Below are 9,609 nucleotides of genomic sequence, written 5' to 3'. Positions count from 1 at the left end.
GCCAACCAAGGCTCGGCCAACTTCGACGCGGCCCGCTTCGGCGCCCGCTGAACCCGGGGGGGATTCATCATGAGCATGGACCGGCGCAGCTTCGACACCGGCATCTCGCAGTCGGTGCAGGGCGACATCCAAGGCATCATCGGACGGCTCGAATCGGTGATCTCGCAACGCGACCAGGCCGTGGCCGCAGCCATGGCCGACTTCCAAGCCGACGGCGTCTCCGACGACTACCACCACGTCGAGCAACGCTGGAAGTCCGCCGCCACCGAAGTCCGCCAGATCATCAACCTGCTCAAGCAGACCATGGCCCAAAACGACGACTCCGCCAACAGCGCACTGTCGCGGGCGCGGTCCGCGGTGCAAGGCATCGGCTGACCGCTTCTGGTTCGGCCGGTGTCGGGGTTGGTTGGTCGTAGGGGGTTTGCAGGCGTGGAGTGGGACATTCACCCGGAGCAGGTGCGCGGTGTGCTGGCGCGTACCGCGAGTACCGCTTCGGAGTTCGACGGGCACGTGACCGCGATGCGCTCGGAGATGGAGGGCGCGGCCGGGCAGGCGTCGTCCGGGATCATCGGGCAAGCCCTGGCCGGGTTCGCCGAGGCACGTGGGCCGGACATGCAGTTCGTGTTCTCCCGCATCCAGTCCGCCATCGGCGGCGCCTCGACCGCGGTCGGGGCGTATCTGCAGGGTGATCACGAGATGGTCCGCAACGCCCAGCGCGGCGTTGCCTCGGCACCGGATCCGCGTGCACACATGCCGGGAGGACGGCGGTGATCAACCCGGGAGCGATCCCGCAGATCCCCGGCAACATGGACGCGCTCTCGGCCCATGCGAACGGTTTGCGCACGGCCGGGACGGGTTTCGCCGACACCGGCGCCGATGTGCACTCCACTTGGCAGGGCTTGGCGCCCGCCTACCTGGCGCCGGAGTCCGAACAGTTGTTGCAGGCCACCCGGCCGGTCACCGAGACTGCCGGCAACGTCGGCCGCGACGTCGAGCAGGTCGCGGGCGCGTTGCAGCGCTACGCCGACGAAGTCCGCCCCCTCCAGCAACACCTCCGGGACTTAAAGGCGCAGGCCGAAGCGCTCGTCGCCGATATCCACTCCTACGAGAACCAGAAGCCGTCGACCTCAGAGCTGGCCGCCTCCGCCAAAACCGGCATCGTCCCCGACAAGGACTGGACCGACGACGGCGACCTCACCGACCGCGACGCACAGTTGATGTCCGCGGTCAATCAAGCGGTCGCGGACTGGATGGCCGCCCAACGCCGCTGCGCGAATGCCATCACCGGCCTCTACGGGGGCCGGCACTACACCGCCGACAACGCCGACGGGAACCGCACTGGGGGCGAGTACGGCTACTCGGCCGACCAACTCACCGCAGCTGCCGGTAGCGACCAAGGATTGCCCTGGGGACGCACCGAAGACACCAGCAACCCCCTGGCCGACATCGGCCACACCGCCCTCGACCTCGGCGGCCTCATCCCCGGCATCGGCGAACTCGCCGACGGCGCCAACGCCGCCTGGTACGCCGCCGAAGGCGACCACCTCAACGCCGGCCTCTCCGCCGCCGCCATGATCCCCATCGGAGGCTGGGCCGCCACCGGCAGCAAACTCGCCGGCAAAGGCGCCAAAGCCGCGCGGACATACAAGCGGCCGTCAGGATTCCGCAAGAACGTCCGAGACACGGTGTGGAATGACGCGGAAAAGGCAGCTCCGGACGGGCAAGTGCGTGATCCATCGAGCAATGAGGTAATATCTAAAGAAGAGCCTTGGCATATGGGACATCGGCCTGGGTTCGAGTTCCGCAAGCATCAGTCAAGCGCTGAGGAACGTGGCATCACTAGGAAGCAGTTCCTCGACGAGCACAACAACCCGGACCACTACCGCCCGGAGAAGCCTCAACACAACTCCGGGCATCGAGGCGAAGACCACACCGATTCCTACTTCGGACCCTAGCATGGAGTGTCGATGAGCGACGTCACCGAGGACAACCGAGCGATCGCTCGTGCCGCGGCCGCCGAGTTCGGCGGGAAACCGAGCGTGACTCGCTTTTGGGATGACCAAGACAGCAGCGCGGTCGACATCCTCGAATGCCCGGACAGCCCCACAGAAGGCGTCACCTCGTGCAGCACACTCGGACTCTCCGACCACCCGCTGGTGCGCGACGGTAACGAATACCCGGTACGGGTCGAGGTCGTCGGCGCGGGAGCCACCGACAACGAGCACTTCCCGAACATCATCAGCACCATCGCCTTCTTCATCATCAACGATCAGTGGTTCTGCTCGCCCGGGTCGATATTTCCCGACGTCGTCGGGATGTACTACCCCGCCGCCACGATGCGGCACATCTTGTTCGTCCCGCCATTCCTCTGGGCCGATGAACTGGAGACGATGCATTTTCCCGGAAAGACCGTGGCGTGGTTGCAGGCGGTCCCGATTTCCGAGGGTGAGAGGCAGTACGCGACAGCGAACGGCTCAGACGCGCTGCAAGACCTGTTCGTGCAAAATCAAATCGACGTCTTCAACCTGGACCGCGATTCCACTGTCGCCGAATAGTTTTCACGTGCGTTTGCTGGCCATCCGCTAATACCCGTGTGCCCCGGTGTTAGACCTCCGGGGCACACGAGCGCGTGGCGATCTCTTCTATCCCCGGTCGAACTGGCCGCCCCTCAGCGACTTCAAGAAAGATCCGAACCGGTCGCGACTAACAACCAGGAAAGCACCCTCCGGTTCCTTGCTGTCCCGCACGGCACGCACCGCCGGGACGTTCGAGGCCACTTCGACGCAAGTGCCGGCGCCGCCGCCAGCGCTGTAGCTGCTCTTACGAAACTCGAAGTTCATTCTCGTACTCCTCGAGGTAACCAGTTACCAGTGCCTTCGACTCTGCCGCGTCCAGCGCGACGTTGTCCAGATTTTCCAGTACTTTCCAATAAGTATCCTCCGATTGGCCGTCGATGAACACTCCGCTCCCCTGGTTCTCGAGGTAGACGACGTGGCAACCACCGAGCCCGTAGAAGACGAACGAACTCTCGCAGCCCCAGTAGGCACCGGCGGAGAACGGAACGACCCTGACAGACCGACCCTCCTCCCCACCTACCGTGATCAAGGCCCGTAGCTGCTCGACCATGGTTCCGGCATGAGACTTGACCCGGCGTCGCAGTGCCGCTTCGTCGAAGAAGGCGCTGTAGCGCAGTCCGGGGCGCGCCAGCACCGACTGGCGGCCGACCCGGTTGAACACCGCCCGCTCCCGCTCAGCCGAGCCGAGAGGCGTGGTGCTGATCAATCCGCGCGTGTAGTCGGGTGTTTGCAACAAGCCGGGCATCACCGACACCTGGAACTCGTAGATCGACTGCGCCTCCGCTTCGTAGGCGGAGATCGCGCTCAGCTGCTGCGCTACCGCATCGCCGACGCCAACCCACGTCCCCGACACATCCCCCGCCAGCCGGATCAGCCGATCCTTCGCGGGCCCGGTGACCGACAGCGCGGTCAGGACGGACGCGACCTCGTCCACTTCCGGTCTGCGGACTCCCGTCTCGATTCTCGACAATGTCGAACGGGAAATGTCCGTCGCGTTGGCGAGGCGATCCAGCGTCCAGCCGAGTGAATCTCGACTGCGCCGTATCTCAGCTCCGATCGCCCGAGCCTGGGAACCTGCGAATTTCGACACCCTGACCTCCTTCGACGGCTTCGGTGCGCGTGCAAGGGCTGAACGGGCGGCCATTGCCTGCGACTTCTCAGAAAACCCGCGCATTGCTAGGTTTCCGCAATCAGCAGATCCGACAGCGAGCATAACCGACCGGACCGACAGTCCAGCGATTTCAGCTTTCCTGACGGCCGGCGGGCGAATGGAGGCGGAGATGGGCGATGCGGAAAGAACCAGGAACGTGCGCAGTGCCGGACGCGTGCTGGATTTCATGGCCTCGACGAAGGAATCCTTGTGGCACGTGGCAGGAATGGACGCGCAAGGCCCGGCGCCGACGATGCTGTGCGGGCATCGGCTCCGCGGAGAGGTGCACCGCCGACTCGCGGCCCTCAACGAGGCGCAGTCACCGCTGGTGTGCGCGGCGTGCTGGGTGAGCCTGCACAGCGGGCAGGAGCCGGACGAGCCGACCGGGCGGCACGCATTATCCGATCCACCGGCGGCCGAGCCCGAACCGCGTTGGCCCGCGGCGCATTTCTGACCGCCCCGAATACCGAGTGAGCGGCTGGTTCGACCGAACCGACGGCAGGCTCACTCAGACCGCTCTCGCAACTTCCCCGGAACCGTGCGGACTCTCCCTCCGCGCCACCGCACGATTCCGGGGCGCCTCCCGCTCGCTGCACCGCTGTCCTCTCCGCAGCGCGCTGCGCGAGGGAGGCGGGCAGGGCGCGCCGGACCCCCGACATTGCGGCGCGCCCTGCCGACCGGCGTCACACCGCGGAAAATCCCTCGGCCAAGTGCCGCAAGGCGTCGTCGAGGACGGAGCACAGATCGATGCCGGGTTCCTGCAACCATCGCTCGTAGGCAGCCAGCGCAGCACCGAGCGCCGCGTAGGCGACGGTCTGCGGAATCAGCGCCGACTCGGCGATTCCGAGGCGCTGCGCGGCGAATTCCGCCACCACGGCGCGCCATTCCGCGTAGCGCAGCGTCGAGTGGGCCTGCAGCGCAGGCACCCGCAAGATCAGCTCCAGGCGCCTGCGGTGCCGCTCGGTCTCGGCGGCGTCGACCCGGTTGAACTCCACGACCACGGCGCGCACCGAATCCATCAGCGGCTCATCGGCGGGCCGGGCGCTGAACCGCTGGCGCATCAGGTCGAGCTGCTCGGTGAACCGGCCCCAGACCACGTCGTTCTTGGAGTCGAAGTAGCGGAAGAAGGTGCGCCGCCCGATGCCCGCGGCCTGGGCGATCCGGTCCACCGTGGTGTGCTCGAAACCGTCGCCTGCGAACAGGTCGAACGCGACCTGTTCCAGCTCGTGCGGGCTGGTGCTGCGCCGCCGGCCCGGGCCCGGGGTTGCTCCGGACGGGTGCTTCGGGGCTGCTTCGGACATGACCTCTTCCATTTTGACACTCGGTGTCGTTATCGTTCGTGGTCGCCGTCACAACGCAGTGACCGAACGAGGAGCATCCCATGAGTGAAGCTCAGGCCGACGAGCCCGCACCGGAGACCGTCGAAGACGACTTGCTGGTCGAGGAAGTGTCCATCGATGGCATGTGCGGCGTCTACTGATCACGGCGCGGCGGCCGGGTTCGATCCCGGCCGTCCGCACCGGCTGAGCCCGAACGTCTCGCTGCGCCCGGAGCGGTTCGGCGCGCTCGTCTACGACTTCAGCACCCGGAAGTTGTCGTTCCTGAAGACCCTCGAACTCGTTGCCGTGGTTCAGGAATTGGACGGCAAGCCCGATGTGCACTCCGCGCTCGCGGCGGCGGAGGTGCCCGCCGAGCAGCACCCGAAGTACCTCGAAGCCCTAGCCGGGTTGTGCAGCGCGGGCACCATCGCACCGCGCGACTGACTCCCACCACCAGCCGGGACGCAAGGAGACCCATGCGACTCGTCGAGCACTTCCAGCACGGCCTGGACTCCCCGATCTGCCTGACCTGGGAGCTGACCTACGCGTGCAACCTGTCCTGCGTGCACTGCCTTTCCGCCTCCGGGCGCCGCGATCCGCGCGAACTGTCCACAGCGGAATGCAAAGCGGTCATCGACGAGCTGCAGCGGATGCAGGTCTTCTACGTCAACATCGGTGGCGGCGAACCGACCGTGCGATCGGACTTCTGGGAACTGGTGGAGTACGCAGTGGACCACCAGGTCGGCGTGAAGTTCTCCACCAACGGCGTGCGGCTCGGGCCGGAGCGGGCGCGGTGGCTGGCGAACACCGACTACGTCGACGTGCAGCTGTCCCTGGACGGTGCGACGGCTGAGGTCAACGACCGGGTGCGCGGCGAAGGATCGTACGACACCGTGCTGGCCGCGATGGACAACCTGCGTGCCGCGGGGTTCTCCGGATTCAAGATCAGTGTGGTGCTGACCAGGGAGAACATCGACCAGCTCGACCAGTTCAAGGAGATCGCCGACTCCTACGACGCGCAGTTGCGGCTCACCATGCTGCGGCCGTCCGGACGCGGCGCCGACGTGTGGGACGAGCTGCACCCGACCGCCGAACAGCAGCGCCAGATCTACGACTGGCTGGTGGCGCACGGCGAAGGCGTGCTCACCGGGGACTCGTTCTTCCACCTCAACGCGCTCGGATCCACGCCGCTGCCCGGGTTGAACCTGTGCGGCGCGGGGCGCGTGGTGTGCCTGATCGACCCGATCGGCGATGTCTACGCCTGCCCGTTCGCGATCCACTCGGAATTCCTCGCCGGGAACGTGCGCGACGACGGCGGATTCGGCTCCGTGTGGCGGGAATCCGAACTCTTCGAGCGGCTCCGGGAGCCGCAGACCGGTGGCTCCTGCACCTCCTGCTCGGCCTACGACGCTTGCCAGGGCGGGTGCATGGCGGCGAAGTTCTTCACCGGGTTGCCGTTGGACGGGCCGGATCCGGAGTGCGTGAAGGGCAACGGTGAACGGGCGCTGGCCGGGGTCGGCGCGGGCGTGCCGAAGCCGGACAAGGACCACTCGCACCGGACCCGGCCGCGGGAGAAGAAGGGCGGGCCGGTGCCGGTCGGCATCGGCTGGGGCCCGCCGGAACCCGAGGGGATTCCGGATCGGGCCTGCGACACGAGTCCGCTCGCGGGGTTCCGGCCGTAGCGGTTCGCCGCGTAGGGGTTACGTGCCGAAATCGATCCCGGAGCGAGGAAGCCACTGCGGTTCCGCTACCCGACCGCTGCACAACTCATTCTGCAAGAACTCCGTTTTCGCCTGCGGCGCACCTGCGTCGCGTGACCAGGAAGCTCCCACCATGAACCTGTCCGACCCCGGTGCCGGGCCCGGTCTGACCGGACCGATCGGGCTGGGCGGCCGGACCGCGCCGAGCCGGGTGCTGTTCGGGCCGCACGAGACCAACCTGGCCGAAGGCAGAGAGATATCCGGTGCGCACGCGGCCTACTACGGGGAGCGCGCTTCCGGTGGCGCCGGTGTCGTCGTCACCGAGATCGCGTCGGTGCACGAGTTGGACCATCCTTACGAGCGGGCTCCGCTCGCGGCTGAGTGCGTGCGCGGGTGGTCAGCGGTCGCCGATGCTTGCCATCCACATGGGACGCTCGTGCTGGCCGGGCTCGGACATGCGGGATCGCAGGGTTCCTCGGCGTTTTCGCAGTCGGCGTTGTGGGCGCCGTCCAGAGTGGCCGACGTGGCCAGCCGTGAGCTTCCGATGGCGATGGAGATGCGGGAGATCCGCGCACTCGTCGGAGGCTTCGGTGCCGCAGCTGAACTGGCCGAAGATTCCGGAGTGGACGGCGTGGAGGTGAACGCCGGTCAGTACTCGCTGTTGCGCCAGTTCCTCTCCGGACTGACAAATCAGCGCGGTGACCCCTACGGACAAGACCGTGCGCTGCTGCTGCGCGAAGTGATCGGCGAGGTCCGGTCGCGGATGGGTTCCGGGATGCTGCTCGGACTGCGGCTGTCCTGCGACGAGCTCGCGCCGTGGGCCGGGATCACCGAAGATCAGGGCAAGGAGTTCGCGGCCTCGCTCGCTGCCCAGGTCGATTATCTGGCAGTCGTGCGCGGGTCCGCGATGGGTGCGTCGGCGACAACGCCTGACTCGCACACCGCGCCGGGGTTCAACTTGGCGCTGTGCGGGGCGATCCGCGAAGCCGTAGCCGGAGCCGCTCCGGTGGTGCTGCAAGGCTCGGTCGTCGAGCCCGAGCAGGCACAAGCCGCGCTGGACGAAGGTGCGGCCGATCTGGTCGAGATGACCCGGGCGCAGATCGCGGATCCGGGGCTGGTCGGCAAAATCCGCGCCGGGCAGGGCGAACGGGTGCGGCCGTGCGCGTTGACCAACCAGAAGTGCCGGGTTCGGGACAACCGAAATCCGGTGGTCAGCTGCGTCGGCGAACCGCGCAGCGGGCACGAGACCACCGATACCGACGTCTCCCCCGGTAGCGGCGGTGAGCCGGTCGTCGTCGCTGGCGGCGGGCCCGCGGGGCTCGAGGCGGCGCGAGTCCTGGCGATGCGCGGGCATTCCGTGCACCTGGTCGAGCGGAACGAACGGCTCGGCGGAATGCTCGCGCTGGCTGCATTTCTGCCCGCGCGGGAACGGATCGGCAAACTCATCGACTGGCTCATCGGTGAAGTCCGGCGTCTCGACGTCCAGATCACGACCGGCGAGGAAGCCGACATGGAGGCGCAAAACCTGGTGCTCGCAACAGGTTCATCGCCCGGACCGCGGCCTTATCAAGTCGGCGAGGGCGCGGTCGTGGTCGACGTCGTGGACTTGCTGCGGGCGGTTCGGGACGGCGACCTGGATCGGGCCGTTCCCGGCGGGCCGGTGGCCGTGTTCGACCCGGTCGGTGATGCGACCGGTGTCGCCGTTGCGGAATTGCTCGCCGCTACCGGCCGCGAGACGGCGATCCTCAGTCAGGACCAGGTCATCGGAACGCAACTCGCGCTCACCGGGGATCTGGCCGACGCCAACGCGCGACTGCAACGGGCGGGGGTGACGATGGCCAAGCGCAGCCTGCTGCGTGCCGTGCGGGGCGGTGCGGCGGACATCGAGGACGTGTTCACCGGAGAAAACCGGAGCATCGCCGCGAGTTCGGTAATCCACTGTGGTCACCGGGTTCCGGTTTCCAGCGACGCGCCGGAGCGTGCCCGCACTGCCGGGGACCGCGTCGCGCCGCGCACCGCGCACGAGGCGATCCTCGAAGGACGGCGTGCGGCGCTGAGCTTCGCGCGGCCCCGAGCTCTGGTGGAGGCGTCATGAGCGCATCCGGCCGCTACAAGCACCTGTTCACCCCCCTTCGGATCGGCCCGGTGACGGTGCGCAATCGGATCGTGTTCTCCGCGCACCTCACCAACTACGCGCGCAACGGATTGCCGAGCGATCAGCACGCGGCGTACTACGCGGAGCGCGCGGCCGGCGGAGCCGGGTTGATCATCACCGAAGAACATTCGACGCACCCGACGGATTGGCCCTACGAGAAGCTGATCCACGGGTTCCACCCGGAGGCGGTGGACGGCTACCGCAAGATCACCGAGGCGGTGCACGCGCACGGCACCCCGATCTTCGCGCAGCTCAACCACAACGGCGGCCAGGCGTCCAGCATGTACTCGCGGCTGCCGGTGTGGGCGCCGTCGGCCGTGCCCGACCCGATGTTCCGGGAAGTGCCGAAAGCCGTCAGCCACGCCGAAATAGACGAGATCGTGGCGGGTTACGCGCTGGTCGCCGGACATTGCCGGGCCGGCGGGTTCGACGGTGTCGAGTTGCAGTGCTCGCATTCCTCGATCGTGCGGGGGTTCCTGTCGCCCACCGCGAACGTCCGCGAGGACGAGTACGGAGGTTCGCTGCGCAATCGCGCCCGGTTGCTGCTGCGGCTGGTCGCAGCGGTGCGCGAGGCCATCGGACCGGATCTGGCGCTCGGTGTGCGGCTGTGCGGGGACGAGCTGATCGAAGGCGGCACCACGATCGACGAAGCGGTAGAAGTCGCGCGAATGGTGGAGTCCACCGGCGCGGTGGATTACGTGAACACTTC

General features: G+C 67.4%; 12 protein-coding genes and 1 pseudogene. 10 read left to right on the top strand and 3 right to left on the bottom strand.

Translation table 11 applies throughout. From position 1 onward, the window contains the following. Positions 1–69: 69 nt before the first annotated feature. From IJH84_RS07450 to IJH84_RS07435, 4 genes are read left to right on the top strand one after another with little or no spacing between them, the layout of a single operon-like run. Positions 70–375 (top strand): pore-forming ESAT-6 family protein, encoded by a 306-nt coding sequence (locus IJH84_RS07450; protein WP_200068991.1) that lies wholly within the window; start codon positions 70–72, stop codon positions 373–375. Positions 376–429: 54 nt separating this feature from the next. Further along, a complete protein-coding gene (locus IJH84_RS07445) occupies positions 430–771 on the top strand; it encodes a DUF6507 family protein (protein ID WP_295141923.1) in 342 nt (113 codons plus the stop codon). After that, on the top strand, positions 768–1,955 hold the full coding sequence (locus IJH84_RS07440) for a GH-E family nuclease (RefSeq protein ID WP_295141920.1): 1,188 nt from the start codon (positions 768–770) through the stop codon (positions 1,953–1,955). Before IJH84_RS07445 ends, IJH84_RS07440 begins: the two co-directional genes overlap by 4 nt. A 12-nt stretch (positions 1,956–1,967) precedes the next feature. Next, positions 1,968–2,555 carry a suppressor of fused domain protein gene (locus tag IJH84_RS07435; protein ID WP_200072273.1) on the top strand — a complete coding sequence of 196 codons (588 nt, stop codon included), beginning with the start codon at positions 1,968–1,970 and terminating at the stop codon, positions 2,553–2,555. Positions 2,556–2,642: 87 nt separating this feature from the next. On the opposite strand, the gene IJH84_RS07430 is transcribed toward IJH84_RS07435, so the two are convergent. Beyond that, positions 2,643–2,840 (bottom strand): DUF397 domain-containing protein, encoded by a 198-nt coding sequence (locus IJH84_RS07430; protein WP_200072272.1) that lies wholly within the window; start codon positions 2,838–2,840, stop codon positions 2,643–2,645. Beyond that, on the bottom strand, positions 2,821–3,666 hold the full coding sequence (locus IJH84_RS07425) for a helix-turn-helix transcriptional regulator (protein WP_200072271.1): 846 nt from the start codon (positions 3,664–3,666) through the stop codon (positions 2,821–2,823). The genes IJH84_RS07430 and IJH84_RS07425 overlap by 20 nt, the downstream gene beginning before the upstream one ends. 190 nt (positions 3,667–3,856) lie before the next feature. On the opposite strand from IJH84_RS07425, the gene IJH84_RS07420 reads away from it, so the two are divergent. Continuing rightward, complete coding sequence (locus IJH84_RS07420) at positions 3,857–4,180, top strand: hypothetical protein (RefSeq protein ID WP_295141914.1); 324 nt, start codon at positions 3,857–3,859, stop codon at positions 4,178–4,180. Between the two features lie 229 nt (positions 4,181–4,409). Here IJH84_RS07420 and mftR read toward each other — a convergent pair whose 3' ends face one another. Continuing rightward, the gene (gene mftR, locus IJH84_RS07415) at positions 4,410–5,027 is read right to left on the bottom strand and encodes a mycofactocin system transcriptional regulator (protein ID WP_295141911.1); all 618 of its coding nucleotides are present in this window, start codon (positions 5,025–5,027) and stop codon (positions 4,410–4,412) included. A gap of 80 nt (positions 5,028–5,107) precedes the next feature. On the opposite strand from mftR, the gene mftA reads away from it, so the two are divergent. The 5 genes and pseudogenes from mftA to IJH84_RS07390 form a co-directional block, all read left to right on the top strand. Beyond that, complete coding sequence (gene mftA, locus IJH84_RS07410; RefSeq protein WP_200072268.1) at positions 5,108–5,206, top strand: mycofactocin precursor MftA; 99 nt, start codon at positions 5,108–5,110, stop codon at positions 5,204–5,206. Next, positions 5,184–5,489 carry a mycofactocin biosynthesis chaperone MftB gene (gene mftB, locus IJH84_RS07405; protein ID WP_200072267.1) on the top strand — a complete coding sequence of 102 codons (306 nt, stop codon included), beginning with the start codon at positions 5,184–5,186 and terminating at the stop codon, positions 5,487–5,489. The genes mftA and mftB overlap by 23 nt, the downstream gene beginning before the upstream one ends. A gap of 32 nt (positions 5,490–5,521) precedes the next feature. Then, complete coding sequence (mftC, locus tag IJH84_RS07400; RefSeq protein WP_295141904.1) at positions 5,522–6,727, top strand: mycofactocin radical SAM maturase; 1,206 nt, start codon at positions 5,522–5,524, stop codon at positions 6,725–6,727. Positions 6,728–6,878: 151 nt separating this feature from the next. Next, positions 6,879–8,840, top strand: coding sequence for a mycofactocin system FadH/OYE family oxidoreductase 1 (locus tag IJH84_RS07395; protein WP_295141901.1), 1,962 nt, complete (start codon positions 6,879–6,881; stop codon positions 8,838–8,840). Continuing rightward, positions 8,837–9,609: pseudogene (locus IJH84_RS07390) on the top strand (mycofactocin system FadH/OYE family oxidoreductase 2); the annotation flags it as partial. The gene IJH84_RS07395 and the pseudogene IJH84_RS07390, both read left to right, overlap by 4 nt.

The organism is Saccharopolyspora sp., from assembly GCF_017434145.1.
Lineage (GTDB): Bacteria > Actinomycetota > Actinomycetes > Mycobacteriales > Pseudonocardiaceae > Saccharopolyspora_C > Saccharopolyspora_C galaxeae.
This window is presented reverse-complemented; position numbering and strand designations above follow the sequence as displayed.

What these genes read in the sequence shown, in the direction of transcription:
- IJH84_RS07420 (WP_295141914.1), top strand. Translation starts at nt 3,857, where the DNA reads ATGGGCGATGCGGAAAGAACCAGGAACGTGCGCAGTGCCGGACGCGTG.
- IJH84_RS07430 (WP_200072272.1), bottom strand. Translation starts at nt 2,840, where the DNA reads ATGAACTTCGAGTTTCGTAAGAGCAGCTACAGCGCTGGCGGCGGCGCC.
- mftA (WP_200072268.1), top strand. Translation starts at nt 5,108, where the DNA reads ATGAGTGAAGCTCAGGCCGACGAGCCCGCACCGGAGACCGTCGAAGAC.
- mftC (WP_295141904.1), top strand. Translation starts at nt 5,522, where the DNA reads ATGCGACTCGTCGAGCACTTCCAGCACGGCCTGGACTCCCCGATCTGC.
- mftR (WP_295141911.1), bottom strand. Translation starts at nt 5,027, where the DNA reads ATGTCCGAAGCAGCCCCGAAGCACCCGTCCGGAGCAACCCCGGGCCCG.
- IJH84_RS07435 (WP_200072273.1), top strand. Translation starts at nt 1,968, where the DNA reads ATGAGCGACGTCACCGAGGACAACCGAGCGATCGCTCGTGCCGCGGCC.
- IJH84_RS07395 (WP_295141901.1), top strand. Translation starts at nt 6,879, where the DNA reads ATGAACCTGTCCGACCCCGGTGCCGGGCCCGGTCTGACCGGACCGATC.
- mftB (WP_200072267.1), top strand. Translation starts at nt 5,184, where the DNA reads ATGGCATGTGCGGCGTCTACTGATCACGGCGCGGCGGCCGGGTTCGAT.
- IJH84_RS07450 (WP_200068991.1), top strand. Translation starts at nt 70, where the DNA reads ATGAGCATGGACCGGCGCAGCTTCGACACCGGCATCTCGCAGTCGGTG.